Source organism: Microcella pacifica, assembly GCF_009371975.2.
Classification (GTDB): Bacteria; Actinomycetota; Actinomycetes; order Actinomycetales; family Microbacteriaceae; genus Microcella; species Microcella pacifica.
In genome coordinates, this window is the sequence record NZ_VIKT02000011.1 from 17,146 (window position 1) to 31,298 (window position 14,153).

Below are 14,153 nucleotides of genomic sequence, written 5' to 3' on the forward strand. Positions count from 1 at the left end.
GGCAACTGGCCACCACCGGCATGGTGTGATCGTGCTGGTCGCGCGATGGTGCTGACTGCTACGGGTTGAGGATCTCCCCGATGCGCGCGTCGACCTCGGCCGCGAGGGTGGCGACGTCACCGCCCTGCGCGATCTTCACGAAGAAGTCCTGCAGCACTCCCGCCGCCTCGACCTCGGCCCAGTTGGGAGAGGCCGGGGTCAGCTTGGCGTTGCTCGCCGCCGCCGAGATCGCCTGAGCGGTCGCATCGGTGCCGATCGTGTCGCCGAGCGAGGTGAGCGCCGGCACGAGGCCTGCGCCGCCCAGAATCGTCTGGTACTCCTCGCTCAGCATGATCGCGAGCGCACTCGTGGCGAGCTCGGGGTAGGCCGAGTTCGCCGAGACGGCAATGTTCGATCCGCCGGCGAAGACCGCGGCGGCGCCGCCGTCCATGCCGGGCAGGGCGAAGACGCCGAGCGACTCCTCCTTGTCGGGGCAGCCGGGCGCGTCGGCGTCGGCCGGGGCGAGGATCGACCACTTGAACCAGCTCGGCGCGCTGAGCTGCGCGATCTGCCCGGCGCAGTAGGGCACCTGCGCCTCGGCCTCGTTGCCGTCCTCGGGGGCGGCGGAGGCGTTGGTCATGACGTTCTGGATCTGCTCGAGGCCCGCGATCGACTCAGGTGTAGAGAAGCCGGGCACCCACTCGCCGTTCTCGAACGTCGCGATCTCGCCGCCGTTCTCCCAGATGTAGGGCAGGGCGTTGTACCAGTCCTGACCCGGGAAGTAGATACCGGAGACGCCGGGGTTTGCCTCGGCGAGCGCGACGCCGTTCGAGATGTACTCGTCGAGTGTCGTCGGCACACTGAGCCCCGCGGCCTCGTACATGGCGGTGTCGTAGAACACCACGCGAGCACCCGAGTAGTAGGGCGCTGCGTAGAACGCGCCGTCGTAGCTGCCGGCCTCGACGAACCCGGGCAAGAGGTCGTCACCGCCGAGCGCCTCGTACTCGTCGCTCAGGTCGAGGAAGGCACCAGCGCTGGTGAAGGCCGCTGCCTGGGTGTTGCCAACCTCGACGACGTCGGGGCTGTCCGAACCGGAGAGGTTCGTCGTGAGCTTGTCGACGAGCCCGCCCCAGGCCTGCTCCTCGATGACGAGGGTGTTGCCGGGGTTCTCCTCCGCGAAGGTCTCGACGAGGTAGTCGCGGGCCTCCTGCGGAGTGTCGGTGCCGACGAGCCAGACGCGAATCTCCGCGCCGGTCACCTCCTCGGCGACAGGTGCTTCAGTGGCGCATCCCGCGAGCGCGAGAGCGCTCGCGGCGGCGAGCGCAACGATGCTGAGCTTCCTCATACTGTGTTCCTTTCCTAGGGCGATGGTCGTGCCGACGGGGGCCGGCACCCTTGGTGCAGGGGTCTCTAGGAGACCCCGAGCCGCGCGGAGAGAACCATGACGGCCGTGCCGCGCATGACGATGTCCTCCCCGAGCGAGGTCATGCGCACGGTGAGCTCGCCATGGAACTGAGCCATCGTGCGCTGGCGGAGCGTCTCGACCGTGGCGGCCGCGAGCGCTCCTTCCAGAAGAGCGGGCGGGCCGGAGAGCACTACCTCGCTGAGGTTGAGCGCGCCGACGATCGGGGCGAGGGCGATGCCGAGGCGTTCGCCGGCCTGGCGCAGCACGGTCTCGCGGTCGAGGCCCGAGTCGAGTCGCGCGGTGAGTCGGGGCACGGCGAGCCAGGTCTCCAGGCAGCCTCGCTTGCCGCACGCGCAGGCGTCTCCCCCGTCGGTGCCGACGACGACGTGCCCGATCTCCCCCGCCGCGAAGCGCGACCCGAACAGCGGCGTGCCGTCGAGCAGGAGGCCCGCACCGACGCCGTAGCCGACGGTGATAAGCATGAGATCAGCGGAGGCACCCCCGAAGCCGTACTCGGCGAGCGCCGCGGCGTTGGCGTCGTTGGCGACGATGACGGGCGTCGCGAACTCACGCTCGAGCCGCGCCTGCAGCGCCTCGTCCACCCAGCCGCGGTTGGGGGCGCTCAGCACGGTGCCCGAGAGGTCGACGATGCCGGGCGACCCCACACCGATGCCGAGCAGGGGTCGGTCGGCGAGCTCGACGAGCGAGCGGGCGAGCTCGACGACCGCAGCCGTGGCCTCGTCGCCCGTGAGACCGCGCGCATCGGCATCCCGCCTCTGCAGGATCGTGCCGTTCAGGTCGATGAGTGCGCCGCGGAAGACGTCGGTGTCGCTCAGGTCGAGCCCGACGATGCGGTGGCCGTCGCGGTGCAGGTCGACGAGGGTCGCAGGCTTGCCCGGGCGCGTCGCGTCGATGCGCACGCCGAGCTCGTGGGCAAGGGACTCGGCGATGAGCTCGCCCACGAGGTCGCCGATCGTGACACGCGTGAGGCCGGTCTCCCGTGCCAGATCGGCGCGGCTGAGGGGGCCCGAACGGTAGAGAGTCTGCAGCACAAGGGATCGGTTGTGCGCCCGGGCCTGCTCGGGCAGAACCTTGACGCTCGGGCGCAGCACGCGGCGCGGCCCGAAGCTCTCCACAACCCGCGCGGAGTCGGCTCGTTCAGGGGTTCCGGCGCTGGACATGTTTGTTAGTACACCTTACGAACAAACATTTGGCAAGAGTTTTCTTGTCTGTCACCCGATCCGCACCCGGGGCAATCGCTCGGCGCGACCACAGCGAATACTCACCGACGGTAACCATGCTGGAAGCAGCACACGACAGTCGGGGGCGTCGAGTGTCATCTGACGCCGCCAGACGGCCGCCCGCCCCCGCCGCCACGAGGAGTCCGATGACCCGCGCCACGCGCCCCGTAGCCCTGCCGATGTATGCGACCGCAGCAGGACTCACCCTCCTCGGCACACTCGCCGGCTGCGCCGACGCGGGCGCCACGGCCGGTGACTCGCCCTCGGGCGACACCTCGGCGAGCTACGCCGACGGCAGCTACCAGGCCAACGGCACCTACACCTCGCCGAACGGCAGCGAGAACATCATCGTCGCGGTCACGCTCGAGGACGACATCGTGACCGAGGTCGACGTCACGACCAACCCCAACAACCCGACGACCGAGTTCTACCAGTCGGCTTTCGCCGAGGGCATCGCCGCTGAGGCGGTCGGCGTCGACATCGACCTGCTCGACGTCACGCGCGTCTCCGGCTCCTCGCTCACGAGCGGCGGGTTCCGCGAGGCGATCGCGAGCATCAAGGCCGACGCGCTCGAGGGCTGAGTCGTGGCGTCGAGCCGCTTCGACGCGATCGGGGTGCCCTGGCGCCTCGATGTCGGCAGTGCGCGCGGCGGCGAGCATGACGGAGACCACGGCCTTGAAGGCGACGTCGAGCTCAACGACGGCGACCTCGCCGCCGTGCACGCGCGCATCGAGCGCTTCGACCGCGACTGGTCGCGGTTCCGCGCCGACTCGCTCGTGAGCCGCATCGCGCGCGAGGCGGGCTCGTGGCCCCTGCCCGAGGATGCTGCGCCGATGCTCGATCTCTACCGCGAGCTGCACGACCTCACCGACGGCAGGCTCAGCCCGCTCGCGGGCGCCTCGCTCGAGCAACTCGGCTACGACGCGGCCTACCGGCTCGAGCCGCGCGGAGCCCCGCGCGCGGCGCCGCGCTGGGGCGACGCCCTGAGCCTGCGAGAGACCGCGGCCGGACTCGTGCTCGACTGTCCCGCCCCCGTGCTGCTCGACGTGGGTGCGGCTGGCAAGGGCTACCTCGTCGACCTCGTCGGCAACCTGCTGCAGGCTCGTGGCGTGCTCGAGACAGTGGTCGATGCGAGCGGCGACCTGCGCTGCTGGGGTGAGCGCAGTATCCGGCTGGCCCTCGAGAACCCCGCCAACCCTGCCAAGGCGGTCGGCATCGTCGAGGTGCGCGGCGAGGCCCTCTGCGGCTCGGCGTCGAACCGACGCGCGTGGGGCGACGGCCTTCACCACATCGTCGACGCGACGACCGGCCGCCCGATCGGCGGCGTTATCGCGACGTGGGCGATCGCCGAGACGGCGCTGCTCGCCGACGGACTCGCGACCGCGCTCTTTCTCGCCGAACCGGCGCGCCTCGCTGAGCGTTTCGCGTTCCAGTGGGTTCGATTCTTCGACGACGGCCGCCTCGAGGGCAGCCCCGACCTGTCAGGAGAGCTGTTCGCATGAGAGCGACGATCGACGCCGTCACCGGCCGCGTGAGCATGTACCGACTGGCGACGGTGAGCCTCGTGGCGGTGCTCGCGCTCGGGGTCGTCCTCGCCTTCCTCGACATCATCGGGCCCGACCCCTACGCGATCCTCGGCACCGCGGGCGTCGTGCTCGTGGCGACGCTCGGCGCGAACGAGGTCGCGGCGCGTCTCGCGCGCGTCGTGCCGCACCGCGAGTCGAGCGTCATCACGGCCCTCATCATCGTCTGCCTCGTGCCGCCGAGCCTCGCCACGATGGCGCTCGTCGGCGCCGCCACCGCGAGTGTCATCGCGGCTCTGTCGAAGTACCTCATCGTGTGGCGCGGGCGGCATCTGCTCAACCCTGCCGCGACGGGCGTGCTCGTGGCGAGCCTCGCCGGGCTCACGATCGGCGCGTGGTGGATCGCCACGCCCGCCATGCTGCCCGTCGTCGCCCTCGGCGCTCTCCTGCTGCTCGACCGCACGCGGCGCCTCGACGTGGGGCTCGTCGCGATCGTGCTCACGGTCGCGATCATCGGCACCCGCATCACCCTCACGGGCGCGGCGCCGCTCGACGCATACAGCTCGGTCCTGCTGCTGTTCCCCATCGTCTTCCTCGCCGGGTTCATGCTGACCGAGCCGCTCACCCTGCCGCCGCGACGCTGGCAGCAGTGGCTCACCGCGGCGGTCGTCGCCGTCGTGTTCTCGGTGCCGTTCAGCCTCGGGCCCCTCTACACCTCGCCCGAGCTGGCCCTCGTCGTGGGCAACATCGTCGCCTTCGCGGTGTCGCGCCGGCCCGGTGTCTCGCTGCGCCTCATCGGCGCGGCGCCCCTCTCGCCGCACGCGACCGAGCTGCGCTTCGAGCCCTCGCGGCCGCTGCGCTTCGAAGCGGGCCAGTACCTCGAGCTGCACGTGCCGCACGGAGCCGACCAGAGGGGAATGCGCCGCAGCTTCACGATCGCGTCGGCCCCGAGCGATCCGATCGTGCGCCTCGGCATGCGGATGCCCGACCCGGGCTCCACGCTCAAGCGAACCCTGCGCGAGCTCGAGCCGGGGGCCCGCGTGGCGACCACGCTCATCGCCGGCGACTTCCTGCTGCCCCGTGACCGGAGCATCCCGCTCGTCCTGCTCGCGGGCGGCATCGGCGTGACGCCGTTCGCCAGTCAGCTCGCCGAGCTCACGGCGCGCGGCGAGCAGCGCGACGTCGTCGTGCTCGTCGTGCCGTCGAACCCTGGCGAGGTGCTCTACCGCGACGTTCTCGAGGCCTCGGGGGCCCGTGTGATCGAGGTACCGCTCGAGGGTCTGACGCGGGATGCCCTGCTGGAGCTCATACCCGACCTCGCCTCCCGGCGCGGGTTCGTCTCGGGTGCCCCCGCCGTGGTCTCCGCGGGGCGTGCAGCCCTGCGCGCCGCGGGCGCGAAGCGCGTGCAGACCGACTACTTCGTCGGGTACTGAGCGCCTGCACTCACGGGTGAGAAGCAGCTCTCACCAGGGTTTTCGCCGTGCGCGAACAGTTGGCACTCTCTCCTACCGAGTGCTAATATCGCAGTACTTGAGTCACTCCGACTCAGGTTTCCATCGACCACCCGCCACCCGGCGGGCGACGTGACAAGGAGTACCGCGATGACGATGTTCTTCGACCCGTTCCGCGAGCTCGACCGCGTTGCCTCGAGCCTGCTCGACCAGCGCCAGAGCCCGCGCCTCATGCCCATGGACCTGTTCCGCGGCGGCGACCACTACGTGCTCACCGCCGACCTGCCGGGTGTCGACCCTGGCTCGGTCGACGTGGACGTCGACGGTCAGCTGCTCACCATCCGCGCCGAGCGCTCGGCCCGCACCGAGGAGGGCGTGCAGTGGCTCGCCCGCGAGCGCGGCACCGGCAGCTACCTGCGCCAGCTCACGCTCGGCAAAGACATCGACACCGAGAACATCTCGGCCCACTACGAGAACGGCGTGCTGAGCGTCATGATCCCGGTGGCCGAGAAGGCGAAGCCTCGCAAGATCTCGGTGGCGACCGCCGGCGACCGCAAGAAGGTCTCCGCCTAGCGGGTGACGCCTCCGGGCGCGCTCCCGCGGGAGGGCGCCTCGACGGGCCTCGCATCCTCGGATGCGGGGCCCGTTCGCGTGCGCCCTGCGCGCTCGAGCCCCGACAGTCGCGCCTCCCCCGCGCGCACGGCACGCAGCGCGCCGAGAATGGCCACGAGGTCGACGACCTCCTGCAGGGCGGCACCGGCGATCGCAGGCAGGAACCCGAAGGCGGCGACGAGCATGAGCCCCACCGAGATGATGATGCCCATCCAGATGCTCTGCAGGGCGACGCGCACGGTGCGCTGCCCGATGCTCACGGCGCGCGCCACGCGCGCGACGTCGTCGAGCATGATGACGACGTCGGCCGACTCGGAAGCAGCCGTCGAGCCGCGCGCACCCATAGCGATGCCGACATCCGACACCGCGAGAACGGGCGCATCGTTGACGCCGTCGCCCACCATGACGACCGGTCGCGGCTGCAGCTCGCGCACGATGCGCACCTTGTCCTCCGGCAGGCACTCCGCGTGCAGCTCGCCGATGCCGAGACCGGCGGCGATGGGGCGCGCGGTCGCCTCGACGTCGCCCGTCACCATGAGGGTGCGCTGGATGCCCAGCTCGCCGAGTACGCGCAGCGTCGCCGCGGCATCCGGCCGCACTTCGTCGCGCAGCACGACCGTGCCCGCGAACTCTCCGTCGACCGCCACGTAGACGGCGGACTCGCCGCTCGGCAGCTCTCGCCGCTCCACGCCGGCGGCGTGCTCGGCCACGAAGGCCGGTTTGCCCACGACGACGGCGAGGCCGTCGACGGTCGCGGTGACGCCGTGCGTGGCGACCTCGCGCGCATCCTCCGAGCTGCCGAGGGCCAGGCCTCGGTCGGTCGCGGCCTCGACGAGCGCTGCGGCGAGCACGTGGGAGGAGTACCGCTCGGCCGAGCCGACGAGCCGCAGCATCTCGTCAGCGTCCATGGCGTCGACCGGGTGCACCGCGACGACCTGCGGATGCCCCTGCGTGAGAGTGCCCGTCTTGTCGAAGGCGACCGTGCGTGTGCGCGCGAGCCGCTCGAGCGCAGCGGCGTTCTTGACGACGATGCCGTGCTTGGCCGCACTCGACATGCCGCCCATGAACGCGACGGGCGCGGCAATGAGCAGCGGGCACGGCGTCGCAACGACGAGCACTTCGGCGAAGCGCACGGGGTCGCCGCTCAGCGCCCAGGCGACGCCCGCGATGACGAGCGACACGATCGTGAAGGGCAGTGCATAGCGGTCGGCGAGGCGCACGATGGGGGCGCGCGACTGCGAGGCCTCCTCCACGAGCGCCACGATGCGCTGGTACTGACTGTCGGCGGCGCGTGCCGTGGCCACGATCTCGACCGCGTCGGCGCCAGCGAGCGAGCCGCTGAGCACGGCGTCGCCGCGCTGACGCTCGACAGGCATGCTCTCCCCGGTAAGCGAGGACTCGTCGAAGGTCGCGGCGGCACTCGCGAGCTCGCCGTCGACGGGAACGACCTCGGAGGGGCGCACGAGCAGACGATCCCCCGGCGAGACCTCGTCGACCGCGACATCCTCGACATCGCCCTCGGCGGAGAGGCGGTGAGCCTGCTGCGGTACCTTTCCCAGTAGCGATCGCAGCTCGCGCTGAGCACGGCCAGCGGCGACATCCTCGAGCGCCTCACCGCCGGCGAGCATGATCACGATCACGAGGCTCGCCCAGTACTCGCCCACGACGACGGTGCTCACGATCGCCATGATGGCGAGCACGTCGAGCCCGAACTGTCCGGAGAGCAGACTGCGCACCATGCCGACGCCCTCCTTGAGGGCGACCCCGAGCGCGAAGATCGACACTCCCCAGCGGGCGATCGGCTCGAGGTCGGCGGCGAGGAGCGCGAGCCCCACGGCGCCGACGAGCACCGCGAGCCCGACGAGGGGGTAGCGCCGTGCAGCCGCGAGAAGTCTCCGCATAATGACAGGTCTACGCCCCGGGAGGGCGCGGCGCCAGCAAGCCGAGGCTTGCCTCACCGACCCTCCCGGCGGCGTCAGACCCGCGCGGCTGCGGCGTCGTCGGTGCTGCCGCGCTGGCGGCGGCGCGCCAGCACGAAGAAGAGCAGGCCCGTCGCGAGCAGCAGTGCCATGATCGCGACGGCGATCGCCATGCCCGCGCCGGCTCCGCCATCGGGCTCCGTCGTCGCCTCGGTCTCGTCATCCGCGACGACCGCGGGCTCTGCCGCGGCCTCCTCGACCTCCTCAACCACGAGGATGCCGAGGGAGAGCTCGATCGGCTCACCATCCGCGCCCGTGCCCGTCACCACGATCGTGTGCTCGCCGGGCCGGATGCTCGACGGCAGCGTCACGACCGTGCCAGCCGCGAGATCCGAGCCGACCGTCATGCTCGTGAGGTAGGTGGGCGTCGAGTACGCCCAGATCTCGATCGTGCTGTCGGCCGCGAACCCGCCGACCTCGATGCTCACGTCGCCGCCCACGAAGACGACGGGAGTGGTACCGCCGCTCGCACCGGACGAGGCGCCGCCCGACATCGGCTCGACGACGAGGGTCGCGCCCTGGGACGAGACAGTGAAACGCTCGCCGTCCACGACGATGGTCGACTCGCGAGTCTCGCCGTCGACGATCGCCGTCGACGTGCCGGGGTTCTGCGGCGTGGTCTGCGGCGGCGTCGGGGTCGACGGCTCGGTCTGCTCCTCCGGCTCGGGCTCCGGGGCGGGAGGCGGCGGGGTCGGCGCCGGGGGCAGGGCCACGCCCGAGGTCACGGCGGCCGCATCCCGGTAGCCGACACGGCTCGCCGTGACCGTCACCGCGGAGGTCGCACCCGGGGCGAGACCGGCCACCGTGACGGTCGCGCCGCTGCGCGTGACGCTGCCAGCGTTGGTCGCGGCGAGCGTGTAGCTGATCTCGGCCGAGTAGTTCGTGATCGTGAACGTGAAGCCCCTCGCCGCGCTCGTGGAGGACGAGAACGTCGGAGCCGTGCCGATGGCGAGGGCCGCGCCGGTCAGCTCGGCCGTGGCATCCGTCTCACCCTCCTTCGTGAAGGCGATCGTGACGGTCGCCGACTCGCCGGGGGCGAGGCCCGTGACGACGATCGTCTCGCCCTCGAGCGCCACCGCTCCCGCGGAGGACGTGACCTCGTAGGTCGCCTCAGCATCGAAATCCTGAATCTCGGCGCGGAAGCCGTCGAGGGTGGGCACGGGGGCCGCGGGGTCGATCGCGCCCTGACCGAGCGCCGACGAGGTGACGCTCGAGGGGGCGTCGGTGCGACCGGTGGCGACCGCGACGACCGTGACCGTGGCACTCTGCGCCGGGGCAAGACCCGTGACCGTGATGGTCGTGCCGCTGCGGGAGACCGAGCCCGCCGTCGTGGAGACGAGGTAGTCCACGCCGTCCTGCGGGTTGTCGATCGTGAGGCTGAAGCCGCCCGGCGTACGGTCGCCGAGTGACAGGGCGGGCGCGATGCCCGTGCCGAGTGCCGAGCTCGTCACGGATGTCGACGCATCCACGTGAGCGGCGAGGGAGGCGGTCACCGTGAGGGTGGCCTCCTGCTCGGGTTCGAGACCCGTGACGACGATCACGCCGTCGCTGAGAGCCGCGACGCCCTCCGTCGAGGAGACGGAGTAGTCGACGCCATCGACCGCGTCGACGAGCGGCACCGTGAAGCCGTCCGAGGTGCGCGTCACGTCGCCGAGCTGCGGGCTCGGGGCGGCGGGCAGGGCCTCGCCGGTCACCGTCGTGGGCGCATCGGCACGACCGGCGCGCTGTGCCGTAACCGTGAGCTCGGCGCTCTCGCCCGGGGCGAGGCCCGCGACCGTCACGGTCGCGCCCTCGAGGGTCGCGGTCGCCTCTCCCGGCAGGGAGAACACGTAGACGGCGAGTGCGTCGAGGTTGTCGAGCTGCACGGTGAAGCCGCCGTCGATCGAGACCGGCTCGCCGAGCACAGGCGCGACGCCCGCCTCGAGCGAGGTGCCGCTCGTGCTCGCCGATGCGGTCGTGTAGCCGTGGCGCACCGCCTCGACCGTGACCGTCGACTCGGCGTTCGCCGCGAGACCGCTCACGGTGACGGTGGAGCCGCTCACGCTCGCGCTCGCGCCGTTCGTCGCGGTCGCGCCGTACGTCGTGACCTCCGAGTAGTTGCTGATCGCGACCGTGAAGCCGTCCGGCGTGCGCACCGGCGCCTCGAAGGTCGGCGCGACGCCGATGCCCGTGGGGCTCACGGCGGCAGACGGGGCGCTCGCGAGGCTCGTGCCCTGGGCGTTGACGGCGTAGACGATGAACGTGTACTCCGTGCCGTTCTCCAGGCCGGTGACCGTTGCCGTGAGCGCGGTCGAGACGGGCTCCACGAAGCGCGTGTAGTCGCTGTCCCCGACGGCGCGGTACCAGACGGTGTAGTCGGTGACGGCGCTCGCTCCCGCCGCCCCCGCGGTCCAGGTGAGGGAGGCCTGCGCGTCACCGGCGACGGCGGTCACGCCGCTCACCGAGCCGGGCTTGCCCGTGTAGACGACGGGCACGCGCGGCGTGGAGCGCGTGCTCGTGCCTGCCGCGTTGGTCGCGTCGACGCTGATGTAGTACGTCGTGTTGTCATACAGTCCCGTGACGGTGCAGGTCGTAGCGCCCGCTGTCGTGCAGGTGCGAAACTGGCTGCCCTGCGACGCCGCCGTCCAGGCGACGACCGTGTAGTTGGTGATCGTCGAGCCGTTGGCGCTCGGCGCCTCCCAGCTCACGATCGCGGAGCCGCTCGCGGGCTCTGCGACGATCGTCGCCGAGTCCGGCGTGCTGGGCAGGCCAAAGGGCGTGGCGGTGCGCGTGCTCGAGGGCTCACCGGCACCGGCGGCGCTCACCGCTCGGAGAGCGACGGTGTACTCCGTGCCGTTGGCGAGGCCGGAGATCACGAGGGGGCTCGAGGTGCTGGCCGCCGGTCGCCACTCGCCGCCGTTGAGCTGGTACTCGTAGCCCGTGATGGAACGCGAGCCTGCCGCGCCCGGCGTAAAGGCCGCCGAGAGGTAGGTGTTGGCCGGGGTCAGCGTGCCGAGGCTCGGAGCCGAGGGCTTTGCGAGCGGTAGCACCGACACGCGCGGCGCCGAGGCGGAGCCGGTTCCCGCGGCGTTCTGCGCGACGACGGAGACGAAGTAGGTCGTGTCGTTGCTCAGACCGGTGATGTCGCAGGCGGTGCTCGAGGTCGAGCAGCTCGCGAGCGCTGTCGTCGAGCTCGCCGTGGCGTAGGCGCTCGCGGTGTACTGCGTGATGCTCGCGCCGCCCGTGGAGGCGGGCGCCGACCATGACACCTCGGCCAGGGCGTTGCCAGGGGCGACGCTCACGGCGGTCGGGGCACCCGGCACCGTGCGCGGGGTCGCGGAACGGGCATCCGAGACCGCACTCGGGCCGGAGACGTTGACGGCCCGCAGCTCGATCGTGGCCGGCTGCCCGTTGGTGAGCCCCGTGAGCACGAACGGCGTGGAGAGCGTGCCGGTCGAGACGAAGGGCGCTCCGTTCAGGCTGTACTGCAGGTCGAGAACCGGCGAGCCGCCGTCGTCGGCGACCGAGAAGGCCACCGAGACGGCGCCATCGAGCGCGGTGAGCGACGTGACCGGCTGGGCCGGCACCGCACGAGGAGTGAGGATGCGCGGGGCCGACGCCGCACCGGCGCCCGCGGCGCTCGCCGCGCGCACGATGACGGTGTAGTTCTCGCCGTTGATGAGCCGCGCATCCACGTCGGAGGAGAGCGAGGTGATCGAGAACGGGCTCGAGGTGGCTCCCGCCGCCGCCCAGGTCGCCCCCGCATCGGTGGAGTACTCCCACCCGGTCACCTCGGTGCCGCCGTCGTCGGCGAGCTCCACCGTGAGCGTGAGGGTGCGGTCGGTCGGCAGGTAGGAGGCGATCGTCGGCTGGCCGGGCACCGCGACCGGGGTCGCCGCGACGGGGTCGGACGAGGGGCCGTCACCGACGGCGTTAACGGCGCGCACGGTGACGAGGTACTCCGTGCCGTTGGTCAGCCCGGTGATCGAGAACGCGGTGCCCAGGCCTCCGGTCGAGACCCACGCACCGTCGTCGATGCGGTACTCGTAGGCGCTGATCGGCGAGCCGCCGTTGGAAGCCGCATCGAACCGCACGCGCAGCTCGGTGGAGCCGGGCGTGATGCTCGAAAGGGTCGGAGCGCTCGGAATCGTGCGGGCGATGCCCTCCGCGACGCCGGAGGCCGTACCGGGGCCCTGGGCGTTCACCGCGCGCACCTCGACGTAGTAGGTCGTGCCGTTGGTGAGCGGGGTCGTGCCGTCGCTCGAGAGGGTCGTGATGACGAGCGGGCTCTCGGTCGTGCCCGCGTCGCGCGCGCGCCACGTGGCGCCTCCGTCGGTCGAGTACTCGTAGGTCGTGATCGCTGACCCGCCGTCGGAGTCGGGGGCGGTGAACTGCGCGCTCAGGGTCGCGTCGGAGCCCGCGACGGTGTCGCCGACGATCGAGGGCGCTCCCGGCGTCGTGGCGGGAGTGCCGACGACAGCAGTCGAGGGGGTGCTCGCGCCGACAGCGTTGACGGCACGCAGCCGCACGTCGTAGCTCGTTCCGTTGACGAGGCCCGTGATGGTCGCGGGGCTCGCGGTCGTGCCGAGGGGAGTCCACGCGCCGCCCGCCTCGAGCTGGTACTCGTAGTCGGTGACGACGGATCCCCCGTCGACCACGGAGGCGAAGGCCACCTGTAGCGAGGTGTCGGCGGCCGTGATGCCGTCGATCACGGGAGCATCGGGTGTCGAGGGCGTCCGCACGGTGACGGGAGCCGACGGGGTGCCCGCCCCCGCCGAGTTGAGGGCGCGCAGCTCGACAATTGCGCTCGCGCCATCAGCGAGACCGGTGATCGTGACCGGGCTCGTGGTGCCGGCGTCGACCCAGCTGCCGCCGTCCACTTGGTACTCGTAGCCCGTGATCGTGCCGCCGCCGCCGAAGCCGGGCGTGAACTCGATGCTCGCACCACCGATCGTGGGGCTCACGGCATCGATCGTGGGCGCTCCGGGGGTCGAGATGGCCATGCCCGAGGCGGGGGTCGATGCGGCACCAGCGCCGATCGCGTTGACCCCGCGCACGCGCAGGTCGTAGGTGGAGCCGTTGCTGAGGCCGCTGACGAGAAGAGGCGACTCGGCCTCGGCGGTCGCGACCCAGGGGCCGCCGTCGAGCTGATACTCGTAGCGCTCGATCGCGATGGGCGAGGAAGCCGCGTCGAACGCGACCGTGAGCGCAGCATCCCGCGAGATGACGGAGGTGATGGACGGCGCACCGGGCACGCCGCTCGCATAGACCGGGTCGGAGGCGGCCGAGGGTGCGCTCGTGCCGAAGGAGTTGACGGCCGCGACCCGGAAGATGTACGCCGTGCCGTTGGTCAGGCCCGTGACAGTGGCGGTGGTTGCGGTCGACTCGCCCTCCTCGACGATCTGCCAGTCGGGCGTCGCCGAGTCCTCGGCGTAGGCGATGACGTAGTCGGTGATGCTCGCGCCGCCTTCGTTGGCGGGCGCCGTCCAGCTGAGGGCGATCTGCTCGTCGCCCGGCGCACCTATGACGCTTGTCGGGGCATCAGCCGAACCGGTGGTGTACGTGATGGAGACCGACCCATGCCCGTTGTTGCCGGAGAAGAAGACGTAGGTGGCGCTGAGGTTCGCGAGGCCCGCGGTCGAGTTCGCGCCGGGGAAGCCTCCGTAGCCGAGCCACTCTGTGTCGGCGCCGATGCCGAACTCCACCGGACCTCGGGCGCCGCCCTGTGCACCGCCACCGCCACCGCCACCGCCACCGCCGTCGCAGCTAGACGTGCAAATGCTGGTGACGTCGAACCCTGTCTGACCAACCCCCGTGCTGAGGTCGGTGCGTGCCTTGTGAGTTGCCTCAGCCTGACGCCCATAAAGTGACGCGTACTGCCCGCTTCCGCCACCACCACCGGCACCGCCAGCGACGATGGTGGCAGAACCGATCATCAACACTGTCGCTGCACCACCGGCTCCGCCGGCACCCGACGTTCCCTG

At 71.5% G+C, this 14,153-nt stretch carries 8 protein-coding genes; 4 read left to right on the forward strand and 4 right to left on the reverse strand.

Annotation, left to right across the window (positions count from 1 at the left end; genetic code table 11):
* Positions 1–58: 58 nt before the first annotated feature.
* The gene (locus FK219_RS07660; RefSeq protein WP_152582480.1) at positions 59–1,324 is read right to left on the reverse strand and encodes an extracellular solute-binding protein; all 1,266 of its coding nucleotides are present in this window, start codon (positions 1,322–1,324) and stop codon (positions 59–61) included.
* A 65-nt stretch (positions 1,325–1,389) separates the two neighbouring features.
* On the reverse strand, positions 1,390–2,565 hold the full coding sequence (locus tag FK219_RS07665) for an ROK family transcriptional regulator (protein ID WP_152582481.1): 1,176 nt from the start codon (positions 2,563–2,565) through the stop codon (positions 1,390–1,392).
* A 206-nt stretch (positions 2,566–2,771) separates the two neighbouring features.
* Here FK219_RS07665 and FK219_RS07670 point away from each other — a divergent pair, with 206 nt between their 5' ends.
* The 4 genes from FK219_RS07670 (at position 2,772) to FK219_RS07685 (ending at position 6,172) form a co-directional block, all read left to right on the forward strand.
* Positions 2,772–3,206 (forward strand): FMN-binding protein, encoded by a 435-nt coding sequence (locus FK219_RS07670; RefSeq protein ID WP_152582482.1) that lies wholly within the window; start codon positions 2,772–2,774, stop codon positions 3,204–3,206.
* Between the two features lie 3 nt (positions 3,207–3,209).
* Positions 3,210–4,127, forward strand: a complete 918-nt coding sequence (locus tag FK219_RS07675) for an FAD:protein FMN transferase (RefSeq protein ID WP_152582483.1) — start codon at positions 3,210–3,212, stop codon at positions 4,125–4,127.
* Positions 4,124–5,581 carry an FAD-dependent oxidoreductase gene (locus FK219_RS07680; protein ID WP_152582484.1) on the forward strand — a complete coding sequence of 486 codons (1,458 nt, stop codon included), beginning with the start codon at positions 4,124–4,126 and terminating at the stop codon, positions 5,579–5,581. Before FK219_RS07675 ends, FK219_RS07680 begins: the two co-directional genes overlap by 4 nt.
* A 168-nt stretch (positions 5,582–5,749) precedes the next feature.
* Complete coding sequence (locus tag FK219_RS07685; protein ID WP_152582485.1) at positions 5,750–6,172, forward strand: Hsp20/alpha crystallin family protein; 423 nt, start codon at positions 5,750–5,752, stop codon at positions 6,170–6,172.
* Here the strand turns inward: FK219_RS07685 and FK219_RS07690 are convergent.
* Positions 6,169–8,112 (reverse strand): heavy metal translocating P-type ATPase, encoded by a 1,944-nt coding sequence (locus tag FK219_RS07690; RefSeq protein ID WP_152582486.1) that lies wholly within the window; start codon positions 8,110–8,112, stop codon positions 6,169–6,171. The genes FK219_RS07685 and FK219_RS07690 overlap by 4 nt on opposite strands.
* 74 nt (positions 8,113–8,186) lie before the next feature.
* Positions 8,187–13,874, reverse strand: coding sequence for a fibronectin type III domain-containing protein (locus FK219_RS07695; RefSeq protein ID WP_165638078.1), 5,688 nt, complete (start codon positions 13,872–13,874; stop codon positions 8,187–8,189).
* Positions 13,875–14,153 lie beyond the last annotated feature (279 nt).

Excerpts from the sequence above, each read along its gene's own strand:
- FK219_RS07690 (WP_152582486.1), bottom strand. The coding sequence starts at position 8,112 with ATGCGGAGACTTCTCGCGGCTGCACGGCGCTACCCCCTCGTCGGGCTC.
- FK219_RS07680 (WP_152582484.1), top strand. The coding sequence starts at position 4,124 with ATGAGAGCGACGATCGACGCCGTCACCGGCCGCGTGAGCATGTACCGA.
- FK219_RS07665 (WP_152582481.1), bottom strand. The coding sequence starts at position 2,565 with ATGTCCAGCGCCGGAACCCCTGAACGAGCCGACTCCGCGCGGGTTGTG.
- FK219_RS07685 (WP_152582485.1), top strand. The coding sequence starts at position 5,750 with ATGACGATGTTCTTCGACCCGTTCCGCGAGCTCGACCGCGTTGCCTCG.
- FK219_RS07660 (WP_152582480.1), bottom strand. The coding sequence starts at position 1,324 with ATGAGGAAGCTCAGCATCGTTGCGCTCGCCGCCGCGAGCGCTCTCGCG.
- FK219_RS07670 (WP_152582482.1), top strand. The coding sequence starts at position 2,772 with ATGACCCGCGCCACGCGCCCCGTAGCCCTGCCGATGTATGCGACCGCA.